The 25,208-nt window shown below is 64.0% G+C and carries 22 protein-coding genes; 7 read left to right on the top strand and 15 right to left on the bottom strand.

What is annotated here, in order from left to right:
• Positions 1-16: 16 nt before the first annotated feature.
• From CE453_RS16870 to CE453_RS16820, 11 genes are all read right to left on the bottom strand, one after another.
• Positions 17-934, bottom strand: a complete 918-nt coding sequence (locus tag CE453_RS16870) for a formylglycine-generating enzyme family protein (RefSeq protein WP_089175629.1) — start codon at positions 932-934, stop codon at positions 17-19.
• 28 nt (positions 935-962) lie between these two features.
• Positions 963-2,468, bottom strand: coding sequence for a tripartite tricarboxylate transporter permease (locus tag CE453_RS16865; RefSeq protein ID WP_089175628.1), 1,506 nt, complete (start codon positions 2,466-2,468; stop codon positions 963-965).
• Positions 2,468-2,917, bottom strand: coding sequence for a tripartite tricarboxylate transporter TctB family protein (locus tag CE453_RS16860; RefSeq protein ID WP_089175627.1), 450 nt, complete (start codon positions 2,915-2,917; stop codon positions 2,468-2,470). The genes CE453_RS16865 and CE453_RS16860 overlap by 1 nt, the downstream gene beginning before the upstream one ends.
• A 16-nt stretch (positions 2,918-2,933) precedes the next feature.
• Positions 2,934-3,908 carry a Bug family tripartite tricarboxylate transporter substrate binding protein gene (locus CE453_RS16855; RefSeq protein WP_089175626.1) on the bottom strand — a complete coding sequence of 325 codons (975 nt, stop codon included), beginning with the start codon at positions 3,906-3,908 and terminating at the stop codon, positions 2,934-2,936.
• A gap of 45 nt (positions 3,909-3,953) precedes the next feature.
• Complete coding sequence (locus CE453_RS16850; protein WP_089175625.1) at positions 3,954-4,241, bottom strand: SAF domain-containing protein; 288 nt, start codon at positions 4,239-4,241, stop codon at positions 3,954-3,956.
• Complete coding sequence (locus CE453_RS16845) at positions 4,238-5,134, bottom strand: NAD(P)-dependent oxidoreductase (RefSeq protein ID WP_089175624.1); 897 nt, start codon at positions 5,132-5,134, stop codon at positions 4,238-4,240. The genes CE453_RS16850 and CE453_RS16845 overlap by 4 nt, the downstream gene beginning before the upstream one ends.
• Positions 5,135-5,202: 68 nt before the next feature.
• Entirely contained in the window at positions 5,203-6,441 is a 1,239-nt protein-coding gene (locus CE453_RS16840; protein ID WP_248307768.1) for an ABC transporter substrate-binding protein, read from the bottom strand.
• Between the two features lie 21 nt (positions 6,442-6,462).
• Positions 6,463-7,272, bottom strand: a complete 810-nt coding sequence (locus CE453_RS16835; RefSeq protein ID WP_089175623.1) for an ABC transporter ATP-binding protein — start codon at positions 7,270-7,272, stop codon at positions 6,463-6,465.
• Positions 7,269-8,021, bottom strand: coding sequence for an ABC transporter permease (locus CE453_RS16830; protein ID WP_089175622.1), 753 nt, complete (start codon positions 8,019-8,021; stop codon positions 7,269-7,271). The genes CE453_RS16835 and CE453_RS16830 overlap by 4 nt, the downstream gene beginning before the upstream one ends.
• The gene (locus CE453_RS16825) at positions 8,018-8,788 is read right to left on the bottom strand and encodes an ABC transporter permease (RefSeq protein ID WP_089175621.1); all 771 of its coding nucleotides are present in this window, start codon (positions 8,786-8,788) and stop codon (positions 8,018-8,020) included. Before CE453_RS16825 ends, CE453_RS16830 begins: the two co-directional genes overlap by 4 nt.
• Before the next feature lie 20 nt (positions 8,789-8,808).
• The gene (locus tag CE453_RS16820; RefSeq protein ID WP_089175620.1) at positions 8,809-9,966 is read right to left on the bottom strand and encodes a UxaA family hydrolase; all 1,158 of its coding nucleotides are present in this window, start codon (positions 9,964-9,966) and stop codon (positions 8,809-8,811) included.
• Positions 9,967-10,139: 173 nt separating this feature from the next.
• Here CE453_RS16820 and CE453_RS16815 point away from each other — a divergent pair, with 173 nt between their 5' ends.
• Both CE453_RS16815 and CE453_RS16810 read left to right on the top strand, forming a co-directional pair.
• Positions 10,140-10,802 carry a GntR family transcriptional regulator gene (locus CE453_RS16815; RefSeq protein ID WP_089175619.1) on the top strand — a complete coding sequence of 221 codons (663 nt, stop codon included), beginning with the start codon at positions 10,140-10,142 and terminating at the stop codon, positions 10,800-10,802.
• The gene (locus CE453_RS16810) at positions 10,799-11,677 is read left to right on the top strand and encodes an SMP-30/gluconolactonase/LRE family protein (RefSeq protein WP_089175618.1); all 879 of its coding nucleotides are present in this window, start codon (positions 10,799-10,801) and stop codon (positions 11,675-11,677) included. Before CE453_RS16815 ends, CE453_RS16810 begins: the two co-directional genes overlap by 4 nt.
• Positions 11,678-11,702: 25 nt before the next feature.
• Here CE453_RS16810 and CE453_RS16805 read toward each other — a convergent pair whose 3' ends face one another.
• Complete coding sequence (locus tag CE453_RS16805; RefSeq protein WP_089175617.1) at positions 11,703-12,536, bottom strand: SDR family NAD(P)-dependent oxidoreductase; 834 nt, start codon at positions 12,534-12,536, stop codon at positions 11,703-11,705.
• Between the two features lie 114 nt (positions 12,537-12,650).
• Between CE453_RS16805 and CE453_RS16800 the strand changes: the two genes are divergently transcribed.
• Both CE453_RS16800 and CE453_RS16795 read left to right on the top strand, forming a co-directional pair.
• Positions 12,651-14,090: a sulfatase family protein gene (locus tag CE453_RS16800; protein ID WP_089175616.1), complete on the top strand. Its 1,440-nt coding sequence runs from the start codon at positions 12,651-12,653 to the stop codon at positions 14,088-14,090.
• Positions 14,087-15,517, top strand: a complete 1,431-nt coding sequence (locus tag CE453_RS16795; RefSeq protein ID WP_089175615.1) for a sulfatase family protein — start codon at positions 14,087-14,089, stop codon at positions 15,515-15,517. Before CE453_RS16800 ends, CE453_RS16795 begins: the two co-directional genes overlap by 4 nt.
• Before the next feature lie 204 nt (positions 15,518-15,721).
• Here CE453_RS16795 and CE453_RS16790 read toward each other — a convergent pair whose 3' ends face one another.
• Entirely contained in the window at positions 15,722-17,782 is a 2,061-nt protein-coding gene (locus CE453_RS16790; RefSeq protein ID WP_210191859.1) for a putative bifunctional diguanylate cyclase/phosphodiesterase, read from the bottom strand.
• A gap of 337 nt (positions 17,783-18,119) precedes the next feature.
• Between CE453_RS16790 and CE453_RS16785 the strand changes: the two genes are divergently transcribed.
• From CE453_RS16785 to CE453_RS16775, 3 genes are all read left to right on the top strand, one after another.
• A protein-coding gene (locus tag CE453_RS16785; protein WP_089173036.1) for an IS3 family transposase occupies positions 18,120-19,267 on the top strand; the annotation gives its coding sequence in 2 pieces (ribosomal slippage) (positions 18,120-18,369 and positions 18,369-19,267; 1,149 coding nt in all).
• A gap of 233 nt (positions 19,268-19,500) precedes the next feature.
• Positions 19,501-20,598: a helix-turn-helix domain-containing protein gene (locus CE453_RS16780; RefSeq protein ID WP_157733076.1), complete on the top strand. Its 1,098-nt coding sequence runs from the start codon at positions 19,501-19,503 to the stop codon at positions 20,596-20,598.
• A 424-nt stretch (positions 20,599-21,022) separates the two neighbouring features.
• Positions 21,023-21,607: a DUF6647 family protein gene (locus tag CE453_RS16775; RefSeq protein WP_089175612.1), complete on the top strand. Its 585-nt coding sequence runs from the start codon at positions 21,023-21,025 to the stop codon at positions 21,605-21,607.
• Between the two features lie 625 nt (positions 21,608-22,232).
• Here the strand turns inward: CE453_RS16775 and CE453_RS16770 are convergent.
• Together CE453_RS16770 and CE453_RS16765 are read right to left on the bottom strand one after the other, a co-directional pair.
• Positions 22,233-24,095 carry a TniQ family protein gene (locus CE453_RS16770; RefSeq protein WP_089175611.1) on the bottom strand — a complete coding sequence of 621 codons (1,863 nt, stop codon included), beginning with the start codon at positions 24,093-24,095 and terminating at the stop codon, positions 22,233-22,235.
• Positions 24,092-25,207, bottom strand: coding sequence for an ATP-binding protein (locus CE453_RS16765; protein WP_089175610.1), 1,116 nt, complete (start codon positions 25,205-25,207; stop codon positions 24,092-24,094). The genes CE453_RS16770 and CE453_RS16765 overlap by 4 nt, the downstream gene beginning before the upstream one ends.
• Position 25,208: the final 1 nt, after the last annotated feature.

Below are 25,208 nucleotides of genomic sequence, written 5' to 3'. Positions count from 1 at the left end.
CAGCCCGTTTGCCGACTTACGAATCGACGTTGTAGGCAACGCGAAACCCCGTATGGCTCGTGCTTGAGTCTGGTGTGTTGCCGATGCGAGCGGCGATACGATATCGGAAGCAATAAGATTTGTGGCAGAGGAACGAGCCGCCCTTGAGCAGATATCGCCCTTCGCGGGTAGCAGCCCTGTTCAGCGCCTGTGCCGCCCGCTTGAGCGAGCGGACCCGGAACGCATCTGCAGTCCATTCCCAGACATTGCCGCACATCTGGTACAGGCCGTAGCCGTTCGGCGCGAAATCCCGCGCCGGCGCTGTTCCGCGATAACCGTCGGCGCCGGTATCCTGCTGTGGAAAGCGGCCTTGCCAGATGTTGCAGGGCAGGAAGCCGACGTCGTCGGGCTCCCGATTGCCCCAGGGAAACGTCGCGCCGGTCAGGCCGCCTCGCGCCGCATGTTCCCATTCGACTTCGGAAGGCAGCCGGCCACCGGCCCAGGCAGCAAAGGCGAGGGCGTCACGGCGCGAGACATGGACGACGGGGTGGTTCGTCCGCGCGGCGAGGTCCGAGCCCGGACCTTCCGGAGCATGCCAGCAGGCACCTTCGACCTTGCGCCACCATTCCGCGCCGGTCACGCGCGCACTGCCTTTCCTTTCTTTGGGCAGATGGCCCGCGAAAACGAACGACCAGCCATAGCGTTCTGCCTCAGAGACATGGCCGCTGGCTGCGACGAAGCGCTGGAAACGTTCATTGGTGACGGCCGTCTCGTCGAGGCGGAAAGGCGGGAGCGGCACGAAACGCCGCGGCCCTTCGCCGTCGCTGTCAAAGATCGGCGCATCGGTTCCGATCTCGGCTCGTCCGCCCGGGATGTCGAGGATGGTCGAGACGTCTCCGGAACCTGCCGCGATCGGCGCCGACTCCGTGGCCTCCGCAGGGCCGCGGCTTGCCAAACCACCGCAGCCGCAGCTTGAAACGGAATTAGTCTTCCTCAACGAAGACCTCGCTGCGTTTGCGTGTGACCGAGGGTAGCAGCAACAGGCAGAGAACGCTGGCGGTCGCGATCAGCAGGGCCGCGCTCAACGGCTGCGTGATCAGATAGCTCGGGTCGCCGCGCGACAGCACCATCGCTCGGCGCAGATAGGTTTCCATCATCGGACCCAGCACGAAACCAAGCAGGAGCGGGGTCAGCTCGAAGCCGAGCTTGACCAACAGATAGCCTAGGAGGCCGAACGCGGCGAGTGTGTAGAGGTCGAACACGTTCGAGGCGACCGAATAGACGCCGATCGCCGAGAAGGCGATGATCCCGGGAAACAGGATGTAATAGGGTACGCTCAACAGCCGAACCCAGATGCCGATTAGCGGCAGGTTAAGCAGCACCAGCATCAGATTGCCGATCCACATCGAGGCGATCAGCCCCCAGAACAGCTCCGGCTTGTCGGTGATGACGCTCGGACCCGGCGCGATACCCTGGATGGTCATCGCTCCGACCATCAGGGCCATCACCGCATTGGCTGGCAGGCCGAGCGTCAGCATTGGGATGAAGGAGGTCTGGGCACCGGCATTGTTGGCGCTTTCGGGCCCCGCGACGCCCTCGATCGCACCCTTGCCGAAGCGGGACGGATCCTTCGCGACTTTCTTCTCGACGGCATAGGAGGCGAAGGAGGCGAGCAGCGCGCCGCCGCCCGGCAGCACGCCGAGCACGGTGCCGATCAGCGTTCCGCGCGCGATCGGGGCTGCGGAGGCTCTGAAATCGGTGCGCGACGGCATCAACCCCGAGACCGCCTTCACGCCGATCTCGCGCTCCTGCTCGTCCTCGAGGTTCCGGAAGATCTCGGCGATGCCGAAGACGCCGACCGCGATCGCGACGATGCCGAGCCCGTCGGCCAGCTCGCCGACGCCGAAGGTGTAGCGCAGCTGGCCCGAATTCACATCGGTGCCAACGAGGCCGAGCAGCATGCCGAACACGATCATGGCCAGCGCTTTGAGTACCGAGCCATGCGCCAGTGCGGTCGAGGCGACGAGACCGAGCAGGATCAGCGAGAAATATTCGGCCGGCCCGAATCTGAGCGCTACCGCGGTCAGCGGCTCGGCGAACCAGGCGATCACCAGTGTCGCGAAGCTGCCCGCGATGAAGGAGCCGATGGCGGCGATGCCCAATGCTGCTCCGGCGCGCCCCTGCCGAGCCATCTGGTAGCCATCGATCGCGGTCACCGCCGAGCTGGCCTCCCCCGGCAGATTGATCAGAATCGCAGTGGTCGAACCGCCATATTGTGCGCCGTAGTAGATGCCTGCCAGCATGATCAGCGAGGTCTCGGGCGACATCGTGAAGGTGATCGGCAGGAGCATCGCGACTGTCGCCGCCGGCCCGATGCCGGGCAGGACGCCGACGAGCGTGCCGAGCAGCGCCCCGATGAAGCAGAACAGCAGGTTTCCCGGCGAAATCGCCACCTGCAAGCCGAGCGCGAGATGGTCGATGAGATCCATCATGAGGCTCCCAGCAGCGGCACCGGCACGCCGAGCCCGTAGCGGAACAGCAACGCTGAAAACAGCGTCAGCCCGGTGGCTAGGCCGACCGCCAGCGGCCAGGTCATGCGCCGGCTGGCAAATGCCGAGAGCAGGATCGCGGTGACGAGCGCTGGCACCAGCCCATAAGCCGGCACCAGCAGCGCGAAGGCGACCGTGGCGGCACTCGTGAGCAGGACGCCGCGCCACGGAACCCTGATTGTCGAGATCTCGGAGCTGCGGCCGATCGCGCGTCCGGCGATGATGAGCCCCATCACGGCCAGCAGCCCTGACAGCAGCGCAGGGAAGTAACCCGGCCCCATGCGGAAGCTCGTCCCCAGCGGTAGTTGCACGAAGCCGATCAGGCCGAAGAAGAGCGCCGCAGCAACCAGCAGCAAGCCTGCCGCAATATCCTTGAGATCGGCCTGCATGACGCTCTCCACCCGGTCAGTCGGTCTCGATGCCGGCGGCCTTGATGATGCCGGCCCAGAGCGCGATCTGCTGTTCGATCAGCGCGCCGTATTGCTGCGGCGTGTTCGGCTCAGCCGGATCGACGTTGCTCTTGGCGAAGCGCTCGACGACATCGGGCATCGTGATCGCCTTGTTGACTGCGGCGTTGATGCGTTGGATCACCGCCTCGGGCGTCCCTTTCGGAACGTGGATGCCGAAGAAGCTCTTCAGCGCCAGATCGGGATAGCCGGCCTCGACGATGGTCGGTACGTCGGGCAGCTCGGCATTGCGTTTAGTGTCCATCACCGCCAGCGCCTTCAGCTTGCCGGCCTTGACCAGCGGGGCCGCGAAGACCGAGCCCAGCGCCATGAACTGGACGCGTGCCGCCAGCAGATCCGCGATCGCGGGCGGCTGTCCGGCATAGGGGATCATCTCCATATCGAGCCCGGCGCTCTGCTTGAATTTCTCGGTCGCTAGATGGACAACCGAGCCGCGGCCGGAGCCGGCATAGGAGGCTTTGCCCTTCTGCGCCTTGATATAGGCGATGAACTCCTTGAGGTCCTTGACCGGCAGCTCCGCCGGTACGGTGAACATGAAGGTGGTGGTGCCAAAACCGGCGACCGGTGCGAAATCCTTGGTCGGGCTGTAGCGCAGGCTCTTTGGATGCAGCGCGACCTGCGTCGTGAAGGGCACGCTTGAACCGAGCCAGGTATTGCCGTCGGGCGCGCTCTTCGCGACGGCTTCCGTGCCGACATTACCGTCGGCGCCGGGGCGCGAGTCGATGATGATCGGCTGGCCGAGCTCGGCCGAGAGCTTTTCGACCAGGATGCGGGAGGCGACCTCCTGCTGCCCGCCGGGCGGGAAGGGAATGATCAGGCGGATCTGCCGGTCAGGCCAGCTCTGGGCTGAAGCGGCAGTCGCGATCGCGGCGAGCAGGAGGCCCGAGGTCGCGGCAAGGATGGTCCTGAGCATTGTCTCTCCCTTCCTGTTGTTGGCTTTGCGCGCGACCGACCGATCTCAACCGATGTGGCCGCGCAGGCTCTTGAGATTATGGACATGGACATGGTCGCCGGCCGCGACCGGTGCCGTCAGCCTGCCGATGACCTCGCCGTATTTGCGGACGTCGCAGCCGGCTTCGAGAGAGTGCAGCGCGAGCTTGTGGCCGCTGGCGAGCGTAGCTCCGGCGACGAGCCGCAGCCCTTCTCGCGCGCCGCGTACCGCAACGTCGTCGCCGGCCGCCACCGCGCCAACCAGCACGGCGACATCGTCGGCCGGATGCAGGACGATGGCGGAAGTTTCCGTCATGCCGGCAGCCTCACCTGCACGCCGGCGGGGTCCTCGCGCAGCTTGAGCACGGCGCCAACATCCTTGTTGGCGAGACCGGCCTCGATAGCCTCCTGCAGCGCCGCGAGCGTCGCGGCTCCGACCGGGGTCTCGATGCCGAGCGAGCTGTTCATCGCCAAGGCCAGGCGGCAATCCTTATGCGCCAGCTTGACCATGAAACCGGGCTCGAAATCGCCCTTCAGCGCGCGGTTGTGCATGGCGACGGCGAGCTGCTGGTTCCAGGCCATGGTCGTCTTCAGCACGTTCAGCATCGTCTCGAGGCTGAGGCCGGCCTTGGCTCCGCAGACGAGCGCTTCCGAGCTTGCGGTGATCAGCACGCTGGCGAGCAGGTTGTTGGTCAGCTTCATCGCCTGGCCCATGCCGAGGCCGCCGCAATAGATCAGGTCCTGTCCCATCGCCGAGAGCACCGGCCGGGCGCGCTCCAGCACGGCCGCATCACCACCGATCATCAGGGTCGAGGTGCCAGCGACGGCGTGTTCGACGGTCTTGCCGACCGGGCTGTCGAGCATGTCGACGCCCATCTCCATCAGGGCGGCGCCGATCTTTTGCGTCGTCTGCGGATCGATCGTGCTCATGTCGATATAGAGGCTGCCGCGCTTTAGACCCTGGGCGATGCCGTCCGGGCCGAGCACCGCCGTTTCGACGTCGGGCGCATCGGGAAGCATCGTAACAACGACCTCGGAAGCGCTCGCCACCGCGGCGGGCGAGGCGGCGGCCGTGGCGCCGGCCTCGACCAGCTTCGCCAATGCGCTCGCATTGAGGTCGTAGACCGTCAGCGCGTGGCCCGCCTTGAGAAGATTACGGGCCATCGGCGCCCCCATGGTGCCGAGGCCGATGAAGCCGACCGTTGTCATGATGATTGTCCTTCGTTCCGGATCGGGACGGGCGCCTGCCGGAATGCCGGCGCCCGGTGGCCTGCCGCTCACGCCGGCGCTTTCCACTGGTCGGCCTGCCAGGCCGGCAGGCCGCGCAGGTCCTTGGCCTTCTGGTCGGTGAAGCCGCTCTCGGCGGGAACCTTGCCGGTCGCGTCATAGGCCTTCCGGAGCAGCGGACCGGCCTTCGCAAAGGCCGATTTGACCTTGTTCCATTCCAGCGGCTTCGGGATCAGTTTGCCCTCGACCATGAATTGCGAGATCTGGGTGATCGCGGCAGCGTCGCCTTCGGTCGGCCAGGTCCAGCCGCGCTGGAACAGCACTTCGTCGTCGACGACCCTGGCGCCGAGTGCCGGATCCAGGCCCCAGTATTTCTCGACCGACTTGGCGATGTCGCCCGGCTTCTCTTTAACCAGTTCCGCGACTGCGCGCTGGCTGGCGACGAGAAATGCCTCGCCGAGCCCGGCGTCAGTGCCGACGATGCGGTCGCTGCTGATCCAGAAGGAGCGGTGCAGGTAATAGCCGTCCGGGAAGAACTTGGACTTCTTCGCGCCCGGCAGGAGATGACCTTCGCCCTTGCCGGCTGGGCCGTCATAGCCGGCCTCGCTGTAGCCGAAGGAGTTCATGATGCCGACGACGCCGATCTCGGCTTGCGCCTTGAGGAAGGCCGGATAGATCGCAACCGCGGCATCCATGCCATCCGGGACAGAAGCAGCCTGCGCCTGCGTCGGCGTGTTGACGATACGGATGTCGAAGGCGCGCGGGTCGGCATTGCCGAGCTCGCAGAGCAACATCTGCGACAGGGCGTTGTAGGGGTCGCCGCCGACGAGTGCGCCGACTGTCTTGCCCTTGAGGTCTGCGATCGACCTGATCGGCAAGCCTTTGCGCGTCAGCAGCACGAAGCGCATATGGCCTTCGCCGACGGAAAGCACGTTGATCGGCTGCCCCTGCGCGAGCAGCCGCACGATCGGCGTATTGCCCCACATGCCGATGTCGAGATTGCCGGAGATGAAGGCTTCGACCATCGGCAGCGCGCTCGGATAGTCGCGCCAGTCGATAGCGACGTCGTAGCCGAGCTCGGCGGCGGCCTTTTCCAGCATCTTGTTGTCGATCATGCGCTGGGTTACCGGCGAGTTGCCGGCCGCATAGGGCTGTCGGCCGACCGAGAGCTTGGCGCTCTTGCGGCTTTGGGCGCAAATGATCGTCGGCATGGCAACGCTGCCGGCGACGAGGCTTGCAGCGCCGCTGATGAGCTGGCGGCGGGTCGGTGTCGGACTCCCGATCTTCATGGCGTTCCTCCCTCTTGTTGTTCAGGTCATCGTGGCGCGGTAGGCCTCCTCGCGGATCGACTGCCAGATCGACTGGCAGAGGTCGGCGAAAGCCTGTGTCAGGCGGGTGGCGTCGTCGCGCGGTCGCGGCAGGTCGACCTCGACGATGCGCTTCAGGCGTCCGGGGTGGCTGGAGAGCACGACCACCCTGTCGGCGAGGAACACCGCCTCGTCGATGGAATGGGTGATATAAACGACGGTGCGGCGCTGGGTGGCGGGCTTGTCCTGGCCCCAGATCCGCAACAGCTCGTCCTGCAGGATGATACGGGTCTGGGCATCAAGCGCCGCCAGCGGCTCGTCCATCAGCAGGATTTCCGGCTCATTGGCCATCAGCCGCGCGAGGGCGACGCGCTGGCGCATGCCGCCCGAGAGCTGGTGCGGGTATTTTTCCTCCGAGCCCTTCAGTCCAACGAGCTCGATCACGCGCGCGACGCGCTCGTCGCGCCGGGCCTTCGAAAGTCCGGCTCCCGCAGGGCCGTGGACGAGGCCGAAGCCGATATTGCCGTGCACCGTCTTCCACGGGAACAGGGCGTAGTCCTGGAACATCACGCCGCGCTCGGCACCTGGACCGCGGATCGGGCGGCCGTCCAGCGTCATTGTGCCGGTCGTGGGAGGCTCGAGCCCAGCCAGCATGTTGAGCACAGTCGTCTTGCCGCAACCGGAAGGGCCGACGATGGTGAGGAATTCACCAGGCCGGATGTCGAGAGAGAGGTTCTCCACCGCCACGACCGCGGCGCCCGGCGCACCGAAGGACTTCCCGATGCCGGAGAGGCTGATCTTGGCTTCGCTCACGGATTGCTCCAGGGCACGGCGCGGGCGAGTGCGAAACGCAGCGTCTGGTCGAGCAGCAGGGCGACCAACCCCACCGCAACCATGCAGACGACGATGCCGTTGAACTCGACGCTGTAGGCGTAGAACACGAACATCATTTGGCCGATGCCGCCCTGGCCACCGGCTTTAGCGCCGACCGCGAGTTCTGCGGCGATGATCGCCGTCCAGGCGACGCCGAGCCCGATGCGCATGCCGACGAGGATGGCGGGCAGAGCAGCCGGCAGCAACACGACCCGCATGCGCGTCAGCGTCGTCACGCCCATCGTATAGGCGGCCCGCATCAGATTGGGTTCGATGCGCTTCACCCCTGCAATTGTGTTGATCAGGATCGGGAAGAAGGCGGCATAGGCGACGATTGCGACCGCCGCCTGCGTGCCGGTTCCGAGCCACAGGATGATCAGCGGCAGGAGCGCAATCGCCGCGATCGGGCGGAAGCTCTCGACCAGGGGATCGAGATTGCGCTCGACGGCGGCGACGCTGCCCATGACGATTCCCAAGGGAATTGCAAGGCAGGAGGCTGTCGCGAAGCCGAGGAAGACGCGCAGCAGGCTCGTCGCCAGCCCTGTCGGTAGGTCGCCGCTCGCGATCATCTTGATCGCTGTCTGGATCACCGTGCTCGGGCGCGGTGCCCTGGTCGATCCACTCGCGGCCAACTCCCAGACGAGCAGGATCAGCAGCGGCAGGACGAGCTTCAGGGCGATCCGCTTCATCGGGCCCCCTCCGCCTGAGCCCAGGGGGCGAGCGCATCCGCAAGCCAGCGCAAGGCGCGATCGGTCAGAAAGCCCAGAAAGCCGATGACGGCGATGAAGGCCATCACGGAGGGCGTTGAAAGCATGCTGCGGTAGTATTCGATGGCGTAGCCGAGCCCGCTCGGTGCGCCCACGAGTTCCGCAGCGACCACGGCCGTCCAGGACGCCGCTACCGCCAGCCGCAGTGAGACCAGTACGGACGGCAGAGCGGCTGGCACGACGACTTGCCGTATGATCGTCGCTTGCGAGAGCCCCATGGTACGAGCTGCGGCGATCAGGCGCCGGTCGACGGTTTGTGCGCCGGCGGCCGTCCCGAGCAGGAGCGGGAAGAACGCCGTGTAGAACATGATGAAGATCGGCAGACGTTGCCCGATCCCGAAGATGAACAGCGCCAGCGGAATCCAGGCGATGCCGGCGATCGGCCGCAACAATTCCACGGTCCATTCCAGCAGATCGCCGGCCACCCGACTGCGGCCCATGGCGAGGCCAAGTGGAATGGCGAGGAGCGTCGCCGCGGCGACGCTGATGGTGAGCCGTAGTAGGCTGATGCCGGCATTGGCGGTCAGCTCCCCATCCTGCCAGCTTTCCTGCAGCGCCTGCGCCACGGCAAGCGGAGAGGGCAGCAACAGCTTGTTCGGCACGGCCTCGGCCGCGAGGGACCAGGCCAGCAGGAAGAGGGCCATGGTGCGGACATAGATCAACGCCCCGCCGAGCCAGCGGAGGAACACCCGGGGCGCTGCGGCCCGGTTCACAGCGAACCTCGGATGCGAGTGGGCACTTCCAGCCCCTCGCCGACGATCTCGCCGAGCGTCAGTGTGCCGTCCGCGACGTCGAGGACGGCCTCGACGAGGCGTTCGCTTCCTTCAGCCAGTGTCTCCGCCCCGGCCAGGATCGGGCTTGCGTCGAAATCGATCTGCGCTGGCAAGCGTGTCACTGTCTCGGGGTGGGCCGAGATCTTGAGCGTCGGTGCGATCGCGCTGGCGAAGCTGTTGCCCGGCCCGGTCGTGAACAACATGATTGTGGCGCCGGCCGCCGCGAACCCCGTCATCGAATCCGGTGAGAAGGAGGGGCCGTCCATCAGGTACAGGCCGGGCCCGGGCGGTGCCTCCGCTACGCCGAGCATGCCGGCGATCGTGCCTGTACCGGACTTGACGATGGCACCGAGCGATTTTTCCTCGATGGTGGACAGGCCGCCCTTGATGTTCTCTTCGCCCGGGTTGTTCCCGGTCAGGCTGCGCCCGGACGCGATTGCGATCGCTTCGCGCCCTGCTACGGCCGCATGGATGCGGGCCGCCACATCGGCATCGGCCGCGCGGCGGGCGAGCAGGTGCTCGGCGCCGAGCCATTCCACGGTTTCGCCGACGATGACGCAGGCGCCGGCGGCAACGAGCCTATCCACCGCCGCTCCGACGATGGGATTGCTGGCGAGGCCGGAGGTGGCATCGGAATGACCGCATTCAACCGCAACCACGAGCGCGGTGGGCTCGACCCGCGTCCGGCGGGCCCGCGAGGCGGCGCGGCTGAGTTCGGTGGCACGGCGCAGACCGAGATCGCTGATGGCCAGCGCGTCTTCGCCGCACTCGGCGAAGCTTACGCTGGCGACCGGTTTGCCGGAGAGCGCGATCCGGGCGGCAACGTCGTCTGACGTCGCCTGATCGACGCCGACGACCAGGACGGCCCCGACATTGGGATTGCGGCCGAGGCCGACGAGTTGATCAAGATGCAGGCCGAGATCCGGCTCGACCTGACCGCGGCCGGCCGAGGTCGCGACCAGAAGCGAGCCTGGCAGGTTGCGTGCGATGCGCTCGCTTGACCGCAAGGCGAGACCGTTGATTCCAAGGATCAGCATATGGTTGCGCACGCCGACGCGCCCGTCGGCGCGGAGATAGCCCTGGAACGGTCTCATCTGAAAGGATCCGGCGACATCACTCACGTCAGCCTCCGACAAGGCAGCGGACCGAGCGGGTCGACCTGCGCGGAGCAGATTATTTGATCAAATCATTCCTTGGCAAGTCCGAAATTGACAAGATTATCCACCTGTGCGAGCGAGATTTGGTCAAATCCGGGTTCAGGTAGGCTATGGCGAGAGTTCCCGACGTCCAGCAGCTCTTGCGTGACGACATCGTCTCAGGTGCGCTTCCCTTCGGCTCCCGGCTGCGGATCGACGAGCTGGCGAGCCGGTACGGCGTCAGCCACATGCCGATCCGCGAGACCTTGCGCCAGCTGAGCGGCGAGGGGCTGGTGATCATCGAGCCGAACCGCGGGGCCCGCGTGCGCCCGATCGATCTCGGTTTCGTCGAGGATCTGTTCGACATCCGCAGCGCCGTCGAGACGATGCTGGCGCGCCGCGCCTCCGAGCGGCGAGACGCCAGCCATATCGCGGCACTGCAGGCCGCTCAGGAAGAGCTCGAGGATCACGTCCGGAATGGGCGGTTCACCGCGGTGCCGGCCGCCAACCATCGCTTTCATGGCGTCATCAACGATGCAGCCGGCAATCCCGGCGCCATGTCGCTGGTCGACCGGCATTGGCTGCTCGTTGCCGCGCTCTGGCAGCGCTACGGTTATGATGACGGGCGCTTCCACGGCGTGATTGACGATCACCGGCATCTGATGCGGGCGATCGAGCGCGGCGATGCTACCTCGGCCGCCATGCTGATGGGCGCGCATATCGAAAAGGCCAAGCACGATCTGCTGGCCCGGATCGCGGAAGACCCGGCCTCCGCTGCGGAGCTGGAGCGATGAGCGCGGCGCCCATCGCCATTGCGGCCACCACGGTCGACGAATTGGGCGAGTCGCCCTGCTGGGTCGCCGACGCCGGCCTACTCTATTGGGTGGATCTGCGTGCGCCCGCCCTGCATCGTCTCGACCCGGCGACTGGGGCAGTCCGAAGCTGGCCGATGCCGGACTTGATCGGCGCGGTCGTAGCGCGGCGCGGCGGTGGTGTCGTAGTCGCCGTCAGGCACGGGCTCTATGGCTTCGATCCGGAGACGGCGAAGCTGACGCTCCTGGCTTCGGTCGAGACAGGCCCGCCGGAGAATCGGCTGAACGACGCCAAATGCGATCCGGCCGGCCGGATATTCTGCGGTAGTATGTGGGATTTCGGCTTGCGCAGCACAGGCGGCCTCTATCGCATCGATGCGAAGGGCGCCGTTACACAGGTTAGGTCGGAGGTGACCGTCGCCAACGCTATCGCTTTCGCGCCGGACGGGCGCATCCTCTACTTTACCGATACGCGGCGCGGCGTGATCGAGCAGGCCGACTACGACCCGGTGACGGGCGAGATCGGGCCATGGCGTCTCTTCGCGGCTGCAGAGGCAGCGCCCGGACGGCCGGATGGGGCGACGGTCGACGCCGAGGGCTATCTCTGGAACGCGCGCTACCAAGGTGGCTGCCTTGCGCGTTTCGCCCCCGATGGTCGTCTTGACCGTTTGGTCGAGCTGCCGGTCAGTCAGCCGACCTCCTGCGCTTTCGGCGGAGCCGGCCTGCGGGCCCTCTACGTCACGACGGCCCGTCAGAAACTGAGCACCGAAGCTCTGGCGGAAGAGCCGCTGGCCGGCGCGCTGCTGGCGCTCGATGTCGGCGTGGCAGGCTTGGCGGAGCCGCTTTTTGTGGGCTAGCCCTAGATCTGCATGAGAGCCGAAGCTACCAGCCGAGATGGCGGCCGCCGGTCGCCTGCAGATCGGCTCCGGTGATGAAGCTACCCGCCTCGGAGCATAGAAGCAGGGCCGCTCCGGCGATCTCGTTGACGTCGCCCGCCCTCTGCATCGGTGCCGAAGTCTGCTGAATGCGCTGCCATTGCCAGGCGTCCTGCCGGCGCCAGCGATTGCGCTCGGTAACGATCAGGCCCGGCGACAGGTTGTTCACGGTCACGCCGTGGGCGGCGTAGTCGGCAGCCAGGTTGATGGCAAGGTTGTGCTGGGCGCTCTTCAGCGACGCATAGACCGCAAGGTCCGGCTCGGGCCTGGTCTGGTTGATCGAGCCGATCGTCACGACGCGCCCCCAACGGCGCGCTTTCATGGGCGGCAGGGCTTCCTGGAGGAGTTCGATCGTGGCCAGGTAGTTGATCCTGAGCTGCCACTCGATCTCGTCGGTGGGTAGTGCGGTGAAGGCGGTGCGCTTCTGCACGGAGGCGCAGACGACGAGCACGTCGATCCCACCCAGCCCGGCAATGGCCGCCTGCACGCAACGCCGCGCCTCGCCCGGCCGGGAGAAATCCGCTTCGATCGCGAGGCCGCGTCCGCCGCGCTCCTGGATGTCGGACACGGTCGTTTCGGATGCGTGCGGTAGGCCGAAGGCCGTGTCGGCCGTGCGTGAGAAATGGATGGCGACATCGGCACCCGCATCGGCGAAGGCAATCGCGATCTCCCGGCCGAGGCTGACGCTTCCGCCCGTCACGAGGGCGCGGCGCCCCTTCATCGTAAAGCGTTCGGCGATCGCGGCGGCGTTGCGGGCTGCGATCTGTTTCGGGGACGACATGGCAAACGCCTGATTTGATCACCAATTAGAAAGAGACGCCATATTGCGCAGCTTTGTGTCAAGAGATAAGACCAGGTTATCGCCTTATTTGATCAAATTACGCGGAGAGGCTGGATGCGCCGACCTAACATCCTGCTGTTCATGCCGGACCAGCTGCGCGGCGACTGGGCCGGCCCCCGGAATGCCGGGCGGGTTCCCACGCCGGAACTTGATCGGGTGGTGGCGCGCGGCGTCCGCTTCCTCCGGGCAGTCTGTCCCTCGCCCATCTGTGGGCCTTCGCGAGCCTGCCTGGCGTCGGGCTACGAATATGACCGCGCCGGCGTGCGCAACAATGGCGACAGCGCCTCACCTGATGCGCCGAATGTCTATCGGCAGCTTCGGGATGCCGGCTATCACGTCATGACCTGCGGCAAGCTCGACATGCTCAAGGGTGAGCCTGACTGGGGGGAGGATGGCCAGCATGCACTCCAGGGGCCGTCCCGCCTGAAGCGCTTGGGCTTCACCGGCGGCCTCGACAGTGCCGGCAAGCATGCCGCGATCTTCGCGCATCGCGACGGTCATCCCGAGCCATATTTCGTCCATTTGAAACAGAGCGGCCTGGCCGGTACGCATTGGTCGGATTTCGCAGGCCGTACATCGCCCGCGCTCGGACCGGATGCGCTTGATTTTCCCGGTGCCGGCGCGAATTACCGCAACATCACGCCTACAGCTCTGCCGGACGAGGCCTATTGCGACAACTGGATTGGCGCCTGCGCATTGTCCTTGATCGAGGAGGGCGCCTGCAGTGGCAAGCCCTGGTTCCTTCAGGTCAACCTCACCGGCCCGCACGAGCCAATGGACGTGACCGCCTCGATGGCGAGCGGCGCGGCAAGGCTCGACCCGCCCGCGCCGGTCGCGCCCGCTGACGACATGGCGCCGGAAGCGCATCGCGCGATCCGGCGCAATTATGCAGCAATGATCGCGAATATCGATGCGATCTTCGGTCGCCTGCTTGCGCGGATCGAGGCGCTCGGCCAGGCGCAGGATACCGTCGTCGTCTTCACCTCAGACCATGGCGAGATGCTGGGGGATTGCGGCTACTGGGAGAAATTCATCCCACATCAGGCGTCGCTGCATGTGCCGCTGGTGATCGCCGGGCCGGGCGTGGCGCAGGGCGCAACCGTCGATGGCCCCACCACCTTGCTTGATCTGCACGCTACCTTCGTCGAGCTCGCCGGGGCGCAGCCCCTGCCAGGCATCGACAGCCGCAGCCTTGTGCATCAGCTCGCAGAGCCCGCGCGCCGGCATCGCGATGTCGTCCATGCTGGCCTCGGCAGTTGGAGAGCCATCTATGACGGCCGCTTCAAATACGTCGCCGGCTTCGATCCGCTCCTGCCGCGAAAGCTCATGGAAGCCGCCGCCTTCACCGCCGAGCCGGACGAGAACTGGCGCCTGGTCGAGCCGGAGGTCGACCCGGTGGAGGCAACCGACCTGAGCGCGCGCCATCCCGCGATCGCCGCCCGATTGCGAGCGTTGCTGGCGGCCAATGCCTCGGCCAGGGGAGGGTGGCGATGACCGGGCGACCGAACATTCTCTGGCTCATGGGCGACGAGTTCAGGACAGATGCCTTATCCTGCTACGGCACGCCGCATCCGGCGATCGCAACGCCCCATATCGACCGGATCGCGTCGGCCGGCGTGCGCTTCGACAACTGCTTCTGCAATTCGCCGATCTGCGTGCCGTCGCGCACGAGCGAGATGACTGCGAACCCACCCGAAGTCACCGGGGTCTATGGCAACGAAGGCTCCTGGAAGAACTACTCCTACGACCGCGATTTGATCACCTTTCCCGAGCATTTCGCTCGCAACGGCTATCGCACCCTGAATTTCGGCAAGACCCATCTGCCGGTGGCGCTACGGCCCTGGCAAAGCGATGACCATGTCGGAGCCGACCTCGGCGGCTTCTTCGATGGCGTCGAGGACGATGGTAGACAGATCCTCACCCCGACCTTGAAAGCGGCGATTGGCGGTAGCTTTCCGGGGCCTGTCGAGTTCCCGGGCAACAAGCTCACGCGAGCGGCTGCAACTTGGTTGCGCGGCGAGGCGGCAGCCGGGCAGCCCTTTCTCGCCCGTGTCAGCTATCTCCAGCCGCACAGTCCGGTCATGCCGCCAGCGCCCTACGATACGCTCTACCGCGATCTCGATTGGCCCCGCAGCATCGACGGAGGATTGCCGCAAAGTGCCTTCGAGCAGAGTTTTGTCGATGTCATGCAGGCGGCCGCGCTATCTCCCGACGATCTCGCCCGCGTGCGCTCCGATTATTACGGTCTGGTCAAATGGCTCGACGACCAAGTCGGGGCGATTCTCGATGCGCTGGAAGCGAGCGGTCTTGCCGAGCGCACGATCATCGTGCTCGAGGCTGATCATGGCGTCTCGCTGGCCGAGCGCGGGCGGTTGCAGAAGCACACCTTCTTCCCCGAGGTTCATCGCATCCCGCGCCTGATCACCTGGCCTGGGCATCTGCAGCCGCAGGCGCGCGCGGATCTGTGTGAATCCCTCGATCTCGCCAGGACACTCTGCGGCCTCGCAGGCATCGAACCGGCGCCGAGCTTCCAGGGACGAGACCTCTTCCGCGATCCTCCGCCGGAAGCGGTCTTCAGCACCATCGGTTACGGCACACCGGACAGTTACGCTTTGCCCAACCAGGTCGTCGGACGCTGGACGGACGGCAGCGGCTGGCCGCGTCGTTCCTGCATTCGGACCGCGCGTTATCGTCTCGACATGACGGTTCGGCAAAACGGCGCTCCGATTTCGCCAGAGGCAGAAGATCCCTTTCTGGCCGACCTGGCACGCGACCCTCTGGAGGAGGAGAACCGGGTTGGTGATCCCGCCTATTCCGTGATTTTTGCCGATCTGAGAGCAAGGCTGCTGGCTCATAGTGCTGCAAGCTGTGAGCCGGCAGCCGTACCGACTTTTACTGCGGCCGGCCGCGGCGCGAATTAAGCCAGTTCATTCAAGCCAGATTGTCCGCCCCGGCCGCGGAATATTGAGGGATGAACCTATGCGCAACGATAATGCGAACCGCTATCGATGAGCTTAACGTTCGGCTCGGGACAACAGGTCAATGCCCGCTCCTGGCGCCAGTTTAGCCTGCGGATTAATCGATGAGTGAGAGCCGGGAGGGCGGCAGTAAACCTGCAATATCTTTCACACTTTCCTGGTTTCTCGCTTCGGCTCACGAATCTCTGTCTTTCCTGCTGCGAACCAGTTCCGAATTGTTTTCGGAATCTTCTCCCCTGGTAGAGGTTTCGCATAGAAGTAGCCTTGGGCAGAATCGCACCCTGCTTCTCGCAGCCGCGCGGCCTGTTCGGCGCTTTCAACCCCTTCTGCAGTCGTGTGCATCCCCATGGCATGACCGAGGCTCACGATTGCGGCGACGATTGCAGCGTCACTTTCATCGTTGATCAGATTCCGCACAAAACTCTGGTCGATCTTGATATGGTCCACGGGAAACTGCTTGAGGTGGAGGAGCGAGGCAAAACCCGTTCCGAAATCATCCAGAGCGACGGAAATGCCCGCCTCATGCAGCTTGGTCAGGAGGTAGGACGCCGTCGCTGTCCTACGTCCGAGGAAAGCCGTTTCCGTCACTTCAACTTCAAAATGCGCCGAAGAGACGCGTGCATCTTCCAGGATGCGAATGATCCTGTCGGCGAGCCTCGGATCGGAGATATCCGCCGAAGATAAATTGATCGCGACGCGACCGCATTCGAGACCTTCATCCAGCCATGACCGAACATCAGCAGCAACTTGGCGTATCATCTGTTCACCCAGCGCAATCGAGATGGCCTGCTCGGCAAACATGGATCCGAAGTATTCGGGAGTGAGAAGCCCTTTGGTTGGGTGCTGCCAACGCGCAAGCGCTTCGAACCCGACGATCCGGCCCGTGACCAGTGACACTTTCGGCTGGTAGTATGGAATGAATTGATGGGCCGCGAGTCCTTCGCGCACATCACGAGCGATAGTCACGCGATGTTCCATCGTCTCGCGGGCCGCGCTGGTATACATTACCGCCTGGCTACGCCCTTGCTCCTTTGCGCGATAAAGCGCGACGTCGGCGTCCTTCATCAACTCGATGGGGTCGCGATGATGCTCGGGGAAGGTCGCTAGCCCGATGCTGACCGTTGTTGAGAGTGCTCGTCCCTCATGCTGGAAAGGCGCGCTGAGAGCCTCTACAATTTCCGTGGCCCGTGCAACGGCGTCGCTCCCCACTGAAATCTGGTTGAGGATGATGGCGAACTCATCGCCTCCGAGGCGCGCCACGGTATCACTTTCGCCGGCAAAGCTTCTGAGCCGAAGGGCTGCCTCCTGCAGAAGGAGATCGCCGACCGCATGACCGAGGGTGTCGTTGACATCTTTGAAGTCATCGAGATCCAGCAGCAACAGACCCACGCCGGCGTCAGAGCCCTCTGCATTCTTCAGGGCCTCGCTTAGGCGGACCTGGAACAGCGCCCGGTTCGCCAAGCCCGTCAGCGGATCATGATTGGCGGTTCGCCAGATCGCTTCCTCGGCTGCTTTCCGATCGGCGACGTCGAAGGTCAATCCGATAAGTCGCTTTTCGTCCTTTCGCTCGGCCCGGAGTGCAAGCCATGTTTGCGATCCGTCAGGGGAGAGATAGCGCACTTCAGCAGTGCCGCTCCCTTTCGACATGACGGTGTGCCAGAAGGCCGTGACCCGTTCCCGGTCGTCGGAATGGACCCGATCGATGAAATCGGCTGCCGGTCCCGAAGAAATCCCCAGCAGCACCATGGAATTCTCGGAGCGATCGACCCACTGCGTCTCGAGATTGAGTTCCCAGGCAGCCATCCTGCTTGCTTGCAAAGCCAGTCGCAAGCGCTCCTCGCTCACTCGAATCGCATTCTCGGCTGCTTTTCGCACCGTGATGTCGGTAAAGGTGCGCACCATTCCGCCATTGGGAAGGCGGTTGGTTCGAACTTCCAGCACCGTTCCGTCTGGTCTCTGCCTCTCGTAGTCCAGAATTTCGACATTTATGCCTTCGTACTTGATGGCGCGAAGGAGCGCCTCCGTGACTGTGCCGAATTCACCTTGCTCCAACTGCCATCTCTTCACCGCCTCGAACGATGGATTGGATTGCATCAAGTCGGGGGGCAGGCCGAGCAGATCAATCGCGCGCTGATTGCAGACGGCCACATAGCCATTGGCATCCACCATCAGAATTCCCTGATCCACATGCTCAAGGACAGCGTTCAATAGAACACTGTCCACGGGAAATGATCGAGTCATGTGCTTCATGGTCAAGCGGCGGCCTTTCGCCAAGCTAGCGGTCGATCAGGGTATGTCCGCGCGCTTTCGAAATGCTGAAAGATCGAGATCGAGTTGCCCGCGTCAATGCCCGCTTTCGCGCGCGTGATCGACACTATTCCTGGCGCATGCGGACCTTGAGCGTTGGAGTTGGGAAATATTGAGCTTGGGGGAAGAGCAAGCCGTTATCCCGGGCGGTAACCCTTCAACCTGCTTTGGCGCTTCTGGCCTGCTGCCGGTTTCGTGGACACCGAGATTAGGTGTTTCATGAAACCGGAGGTGGCGTATGCGGCGAAGACAGTTTGGGCGTGAGTTCAAGATCGAGGCGGTCCGCCTGATCAAGGATCGCGGAGTGAGTGTGGCGCAGGCGTCTCGGGACCTGGATGTCCATGAGAACCAGCTGCGCAAATGGGTGAAGCTCTTTTCTGCCGATCCTGCGCAGGCCTTTCCCGGCCACGGTCAGATGAAGCCGGAGCAGCTTGAGATCGAGAGGCTGCGGCGGGAGGTGGCCAAGCTCAAGGCGGAGCGCGATATTCTAAAAAAGGCCGCAGCCTACTTCGCGAAGGACGTGACATGAGGTTCACGTTCATTGCGAAGCACCGGGGGATCTGGCCGGTGGCGTGGCTTTGCGAAGCGCTGGATGTGTCGCGCTCGGGCTTTCATGCCTGGCTCAACCGATCGCCGAGCCGGCGTGCGCGCGACGACGCGGAGATTGGCGCCAGGGTCCGGGCAAGCTTCCTTGGTTCGGATCGCACCTATGGTGCCAGGCGCGTCTGGCGGGACGTGCTGGCGGAAGGCATCGATTGCGGCCTGCATCGCATCGAACGGCTGATGCGCGCACAAGCTTTGCGCGCCAGGCCGCGTCGGCGCAGCCTGCCCAAGGATGATGGCCAACGATCGGCCATCGCCCCGAATACGCTCGGCCGGGAGTTCCACGCCGAACGGCCCAACCAGCGCTGGATCGCGGACTTCACCTACATATGGACCGCGGAGGGTTGGCTGTACGTTGCGGCCGTCATCGACCTCTTCTCCCGCCGGGTGGTGGGCTGGTCGATGAAGGCCGAGATGACCGCTCAACTCGTGACCGATGCGCTGATGATGGCGATCTGGCGCCGGGGAAAGCCGGATGCCCTGCTGCACCATTCGGACCAGGGCAGCCAGTATGCCAGCGAGCAGTTCCAGAAGCTCATGGCCGACAACGGCGTCACCTGCTCGATGAGCCGCTCGGGCAATGTCTGGGACAATGCCGCGATGGAGAGCTTCTTCTCCTCGCTCAAAACCGAGCGGATCAGAGGCAGGGTCTACCGAACACGCGACGATGCTCGTGCCGACGTGTTCGATTACATCGAGCGGTTCTATAACGCCGTTCGCAGACACTCGACCATCGGCTACATCAGCCCGGTCGAGTTCGAAAAGAAGGTGGGATTAGCTTAACCGACTGTCCACGAAACCGGCAGCAGGCCATTCGGCCCATGCCCGATAGCACATGGATGGCTGCACCACTCGCTTTTCATCGGTTTGGCCCAGGTGCCGCAAGCATTCGCTAAGGAGGGTCTCGCCAATGGCAATTCGCATTGCTCTGCAATATACTTGTCATACCTGGGTTCGCTGGCATCGGGACCACCGGTGAGCAGCAATCGATCCGCGCTCCAACGGAGTCGGTGGCAATGCAGGCCGGAACCGATCCGAACAATCCCGCATCGCTATTCGCGTGTGGCGAGGAACCGGAAGGATTCCGCCTCGCACACATCCGCGACCTGCAGGAGCTGGAAGGCGGCGTGTATTGGCCGCGACTGCAGCCGCATTTCCTCAAGCCTCATTTCAAGTTGTTGCGCTACAGGATTCAGGAGGGGGCCGGAGGCGACCGGACCCAGAAATTGTTCTCCGTTCGGGGCGCGAGCGGGGTCGGCGAGCTGGACGTCGCCTATATTGCGGATCGGCTCGCCGCGACGCTCACGGTCACCGGGGCCGGCATACCCGACTACTGCCTCACGGCCGTGAGCAGAGGTGCCCTGGAGTTCGGCGGCACGCTAGGCGTTCGGACTGTGCATGAAATCGGCCGCAGCGCAGGCCTGATGTACCGCGGAGAGCCTGGAACGGCGCTATCCGCGACCGGGAACCACGAGCGATTTGCGGTTTGGATCCCGGCGACGAGCCTAAAGCAGCGATTATCCGCGTTGCTAGGCGGGCCTGTAACGAAAGACCTCGCCTTTGAGCCGGTCTTCGACTGGAGCGCGGCGCCGGCGCAGAGCTTGAGGCGCCTTGTGGGGTTGATGGTGGAGGAGCTTGGCAGCCCAAAACCCTTTGCAGGCAGCGAGCTCGCCAGCCGTTCCTTCATCGACCTCCTGCTCTACACACTTCTGCGCGCGGTCCCTCACAACCATTCGGATCATCTGGCACACGCGAGCAGTCCCGCTATCCCGAGGATCATACGGCGGGCGGAGGCCTATATCCGCGCCCATGTCGAAGAACCCATCGCGCTGCACGAGGTCGCGGAGGCGGCGGGGTGCAGCGTGCGCAGCCTGCAACTTGGCTTCCGGCGGTTCCGTGAGGCGACGCCACTGGCAGCGATCCGCCTCGCCCGCCTCGATGCGGTGCGCAACGCTCTCCGGTCAGGTGACATCGCGGGCACCGTCACCGACCTTGCCCTTCGGTTCGGCTTCACCAATCCCAGCCGCTTCGCACACGACTACAAGGTGGCATTCGGCGAGGCACCGCGTGACGCTTTGCGTCGTGTTGCAGGACATGGACGATACGGCCGGTGATCGGAGCGCCGCACGGGCTTAAGCGCTTCGCCACTTTCGCGATGTTTGCGCGATTTGTCCTATTCTTTCGCTTTCGGCATAGCAGCCGGCTTAGCGTCGCGGCAGGCTGAGCCTGTCGCGCTCAGTGCGGCTGGGCTGCAACGCGGAGGCGGAGGGATGAAGCGATCGATAAGCAGTCGGCGCAAGACCGATCGCGTTCTTTGCTTCGAACATGCCCCAGTTGGGTTCTGAAGGATCGCCCTTTGGCCATTCATGCTTGGGCGAACGCGAGGGGGCAACGAGCGCCCTAGCGGCGCTTCGATACTCTCCGAACAAGCATCCTTGGTGATTAGGTTCAAGGCGCATTGCGTCACGAATCAGGGGCGGCGCACCGACAGGACGACGAGCCGGAGACGACCGACAGCAACTGCATTGGACAACGGACATGAGAACCATCGGATGGCGTTTGATCGTGGTTGCCACGGCGCTCTTGGCATCCTGGAGTTCTGAAGCCCAGGCTCGGGATGAGACAATCGAACGGATACGTCTCGGCTCAGGCTTCGAAATCGTCATCGGCCAGAAGCAAATAGAACCTGGAGGACAGCTGCTGGAGGCGATCGCGATCTGGGTTGGCGCGAAACTGGACCAGCCCGTGCCCACCTCCTTGCCGAAGCTTGCGTTTACGCCAGCTGGCCAAATCGCTGCGTCCCGGCTGAAACAATACGCCTCCGAAATAGTACAGCAGGAAGGTCGGCCGAATATCGTATCAATTTACGATACTCGTGCGAATATTATCTATCTTCCAGACACATGGACAGGGGCGACGGCAGCCGATTTGTCAATTCTTGTTCATGAAATCGTTCACCATTTCCAGGAAGTACATCACGTAAAATTCGCGTGCGATGCCGCGCACGAAGCGAAAGCCTTTGAATTGCAGGAGAAATGGTTACGGTTATTTGGAACCTCTCTTGAGGAGGAGTTTCAGATTGACCCGTTCTCACTCCTGGTCAGGACATCTTGCGGAATGTGAAAACACCGATGTTGACGGCGAAGTCCCGAAATTTTCGAGAGTGCCGCCGAAGGCCAATAAGACTGCCGCCTGACAGTTTTGTTTGGTCGGCACGCGATCCGATCTAAGTAGCTCAATTCGGAGGCCTACTGTCCCTAGAAGCTTGAGTTCAGCGGCTCGATGGCGAAAGCCGGCAGATGGGCGGCCTGCGGCCCATGTCGGCTACGCGGAGGAAGCCCTGCCGCTCGGAGTGCTATGCGGCTCATTCGAAGAACAGATGAGCATAGTAAGCGGGCGTCGCGGCCGTTGTAGCCTGGCAGTAAAAAAGAAACGACGCCCGGTAGGCCGGGCGTCGCATTTCAGATGGCGGAAATTTTCCTACAATCTCGGTAACACCATGCCTCGATTTTCACCTGAGATGTAGCGGCACCCAAAGGATGCCGCAGACCATCTTCTAAGATATTGAAATAACAAGATATTATTTTGAGATGTGCCGCAGGTGCCTCCGATTGCGAGCTGAAGTCTGCCGCAGCCTTGTTACCGAAAGAGCGCCGCGTCCTGAGGCAAACTTCAGGGGGCAAAGAAAAACCCCCGACTGAAGTCGAGGGTTTAAGATGCTGGAATTGTTGAGGTTTGAGACGCTCGACTATCCGCTCACTCGCGAAACGCTGTCGGCGACAACATGCCTTTCATAGAATGTCGCATGCACCGAGGTTGGGTCGAAAGCGGGCGTGATCTCATCCTCGTTGAACCGGTCCGCCAACTTTCGGAAGTAAATGCCCTGTTCCTTGGCGAGCGTATGGAGCGTCACGAACCTCTTCGTGAAGCGATCGAGCTCCTCCTCGGAAACGACCCGCTGCTTGAGACGGGTCACCGGATTGACCACGGCGGTCACCGGAAGATGGCCCTGCTCGATCAGCGCCGAGACGACGCGCGTCGACGAGCCCAGCCGCTTCTCGACCTCACGGAGTGAAACGCAGTCGGCTTTCTGTTTGTAGAGCAGGCCCTTCACCTCTTCGGGATCGACCATCACCGAGAGGAAGCCAGGGACATCGGGATGAAGGCGAACCCGGGTGAGCTTGCGGTCGAGGATGAGTTCGACGACTTTCACCGCCGAACAGGTCGCCCTTTGGGCAGCGGCGGGGATCGGGTGGAAATCGCTCTGGCCCGGTTCCAGCGGGGTCGCACCCGCCACGAGGCGCCGGAGGAAGGCGTCGAGGTCACTTTTCGCGAAAGCGTGATCCTTCAGGATCTCGGTACCGCCCATGACGAAAGGCTGGAGGTATCCCGCCTGGAGAAGATGCTGTTCCTGCGGGCGAGGGACGTTCAGATATTCGCGCGCGTCATTGAGCGACATCGCCCCGGCAACGCGGTCCAGAAACTCTCGAGCCTCATTCGCATCGAAGACGATGCGGTCGTCCGAGAGAGCAAGCGCTTCAGTTCGGACGAACCCGGCAGCGTGCAGCAGCTTGCGAAGTCGCTTGGGATGGGCCCCGGTTTCGAGAGATGCCGACCGCACGGAATGGAGTCGACGGACCGTCAGGCCCTGGCCGAAGATCTCGTCTCCGGGACCGACAGGCAGCGTCTCGATGAAGTGTCTCCGGATGATCTCCCGAAGTGGATCGTAGGCGTCGTCCTCGGCCTCATGGGCAAGCCACTCGTAGAGGCGCCCGTACAGGGAGCGAGGGCCCCAGTCGCCGAGGCGCGACGGCGCGGCTTCCTGGAGGTGCATCAGCAGGGTTCGGATGCCAGGCTCTCCCGCCGCGGCAATCTCGTACCCAGCCGCACCAGCCTCATGCCAGTCAGCATCGGAGAACGCGTCGGCAGAGAAGCGGATGCCGCGAACGGCGACGGCCCCGAGCATCTCGCAGGACTTGGCGGCCGCATAGAAGGGCAGGGCGCTCAACCAGGGCGCTTCCCCAGATCCCGGGCCCCTGAGGCGCTCGGCGAGATGGTTCTCCAGCGGGGACCAACAACGCCGCGATGCCTCATGAACCAGACGATCGAGGTCCGGCAGGCTCGGCAGCAACAACATGGCGAAGTCATGCACGCGCTGCGGGTGCTTGTCGTCCGAGACCGACACCAATCCGAGGCCGTGTTCGCGGCAGGTGCGGATCGGATCGATCATCCAGTGCAGCCGCCCATAAGGCCGGGTCTTCTCCGGCCCCCGCCCGGTCTCGATATCCTGCGCAAGGCAATGCGGGCAAACCCTCAGCGTCTTCCGGCTCAGGGTGTCCCGGGTCAGGATCTGGTTGCCGATCGTGTAGCGACGCTCACTGACCTTCACGGTCGCGGTCTTCCCAAATCGGTCGAGGTTCGCGCGGCAGCGGTTCGCGAGTGCCGCGAGGGCCGGAGACTTGCCGTCCACGACCTCCTGAAAGGTGAAGCCTGCGTCCTTGCAGAAATCGCGGGCGGAGCGGCCGACCAGCAGTGCGTTACGGGAGCAAAGGCTCGCGGGCGTTTCGTCGCGGCCGTGCGCGACGGTCATCTGGATAGGAAGCTGGGTCATTTGTTCCTCACATCGCGGGGGGCCTTCGTCTTCTTGGTATTTGTCTTCTCGTCCGGCACGACGAGGTCAGCCGGATCCTTGCGCTGGAGTGCCTCCCGGGGATCGATCAGGTGCCAGTCCTGGGCTGCGGTGAAGATGTTGCGGTCAGGAACGCAGCCGGTACGCGCAGCGAAGGCGGCCGCGAAATGCTCTCGGGTAAGGGCAGGGGATTCCAGCAGCAAAGCGTGCCGGGCTGCATCCTGAATGAGCTCGATTGCGATCCCGAACCTGAAGATCGAAGCATGCAGCAGGCGAGCGATGAATTCGTCGGCAGCGAGACTGCTGATCTCGAGACCGGCTTTTTCCGCGCCGTAGACCGCGATCAGGCGACGCACGAGCCCGGCATCCCGTTCAAGCGTAAGGTCCTCGAAGACGACGTGGCGGGTGCGGCGCCAGACCTGCTCGTCACCGGACAGCATCGTCGCGATACCGGGAAGGCCCGAAAGGATCAGCCAGACCGGCCACCGCCGGTGCTGCATCAGTCCCTTGAGGGTGTCCTGCACCTTTGCGATTTCGAGCTGGTTCCGCGACTGAAGGACGTGCTGGAGCTCATCGATATGCAGGAAGTGAACTCCTCGCAGTTCGAGCTGATAGTGCACCATGTCCCAAACGACGTTTTCCTTCAGCTCCCGGCTAGTCTCGTATCCGAGCGCCGCCAGCACGCTCATGCCCAGGAGGCGAAGCGTGCAGGGTGAGGGGGCGGTCACCGAGATCAGCATGCCGTTACCGTTCGGGTCGCCGTAGCCGGCGAACTCCTCCCGCTTCAGGAAGTGGCGGTCCAGCGTCCTCGACTTGCCGGTACCCGGGCCGCCGACCACCGTCAGCGCACGACCTTCGCGAAGCCGACCAACGCGGCGAGTTGCGTCGCCGTCGAGGGCCTCCTGCGAGAGGAGAAAGGAGTCGACCAGGTTGTCGATCTCGGCCTCGAGCAGCCGGTCGCGCGGCGTGGTGAAATAGGCGGAGAGGACATTCTTCATGACGTCCCCGCCCTTTGCGCGCCGCTCCGACTGAAGGCGGCGCATGCGGGCTACGGCATCCTCGTGCGGGATAGTGTTGGTCTCGGTGCCTTCCATG

The organism is Bosea sp. AS-1 (assembly GCF_002220095.1).
Lineage (GTDB): Bacteria > Pseudomonadota > Alphaproteobacteria > Rhizobiales > Beijerinckiaceae > Allobosea.
This window is presented reverse-complemented; position numbering and strand designations above follow the sequence as displayed.

What these genes read in the sequence shown, in the direction of transcription:
- CE453_RS16820 (WP_089175620.1), bottom strand. Translation starts at nt 9,966, where the DNA reads ATGAGACCGTTCCAGGGCTATCTCCGCGCCGACGGGCGCGTCGGCGTG.
- CE453_RS16775 (WP_089175612.1), top strand. Translation starts at nt 21,023, where the DNA reads ATGAGAACCATCGGATGGCGTTTGATCGTGGTTGCCACGGCGCTCTTG.
- CE453_RS16765 (WP_089175610.1), bottom strand. Translation starts at nt 25,207, where the DNA reads ATGGAAGGCACCGAGACCAACACTATCCCGCACGAGGATGCCGTAGCC.
- CE453_RS16865 (WP_089175628.1), bottom strand. Translation starts at nt 2,468, where the DNA reads ATGGATCTCATCGACCATCTCGCGCTCGGCTTGCAGGTGGCGATTTCG.
- CE453_RS16800 (WP_089175616.1), top strand. Translation starts at nt 12,651, where the DNA reads ATGCGCCGACCTAACATCCTGCTGTTCATGCCGGACCAGCTGCGCGGC.
- CE453_RS16770 (WP_089175611.1), bottom strand. Translation starts at nt 24,095, where the DNA reads ATGACCCAGCTTCCTATCCAGATGACCGTCGCGCACGGCCGCGACGAA.
- CE453_RS16855 (WP_089175626.1), bottom strand. Translation starts at nt 3,908, where the DNA reads ATGCTCAGGACCATCCTTGCCGCGACCTCGGGCCTCCTGCTCGCCGCG.
- CE453_RS16815 (WP_089175619.1), top strand. Translation starts at nt 10,140, where the DNA reads ATGGCGAGAGTTCCCGACGTCCAGCAGCTCTTGCGTGACGACATCGTC.
- CE453_RS16795 (WP_089175615.1), top strand. Translation starts at nt 14,087, where the DNA reads ATGACCGGGCGACCGAACATTCTCTGGCTCATGGGCGACGAGTTCAGG.
- CE453_RS16805 (WP_089175617.1), bottom strand. Translation starts at nt 12,536, where the DNA reads ATGTCGTCCCCGAAACAGATCGCAGCCCGCAACGCCGCCGCGATCGCC.
- CE453_RS16810 (WP_089175618.1), top strand. Translation starts at nt 10,799, where the DNA reads ATGAGCGCGGCGCCCATCGCCATTGCGGCCACCACGGTCGACGAATTG.
- CE453_RS16830 (WP_089175622.1), bottom strand. Translation starts at nt 8,021, where the DNA reads ATGAAGCGGATCGCCCTGAAGCTCGTCCTGCCGCTGCTGATCCTGCTC.
- CE453_RS16780 (WP_157733076.1), top strand. Translation starts at nt 19,501, where the DNA reads ATGCAGGCCGGAACCGATCCGAACAATCCCGCATCGCTATTCGCGTGT.
- CE453_RS16840 (WP_248307768.1), bottom strand. Translation starts at nt 6,441, where the DNA reads ATGAAGATCGGGAGTCCGACACCGACCCGCCGCCAGCTCATCAGCGGC.
- CE453_RS16860 (WP_089175627.1), bottom strand. Translation starts at nt 2,917, where the DNA reads ATGCAGGCCGATCTCAAGGATATTGCGGCAGGCTTGCTGCTGGTTGCT.
- CE453_RS16850 (WP_089175625.1), bottom strand. Translation starts at nt 4,241, where the DNA reads ATGACGGAAACTTCCGCCATCGTCCTGCATCCGGCCGACGATGTCGCC.
- CE453_RS16845 (WP_089175624.1), bottom strand. Translation starts at nt 5,134, where the DNA reads ATGACAACGGTCGGCTTCATCGGCCTCGGCACCATGGGGGCGCCGATG.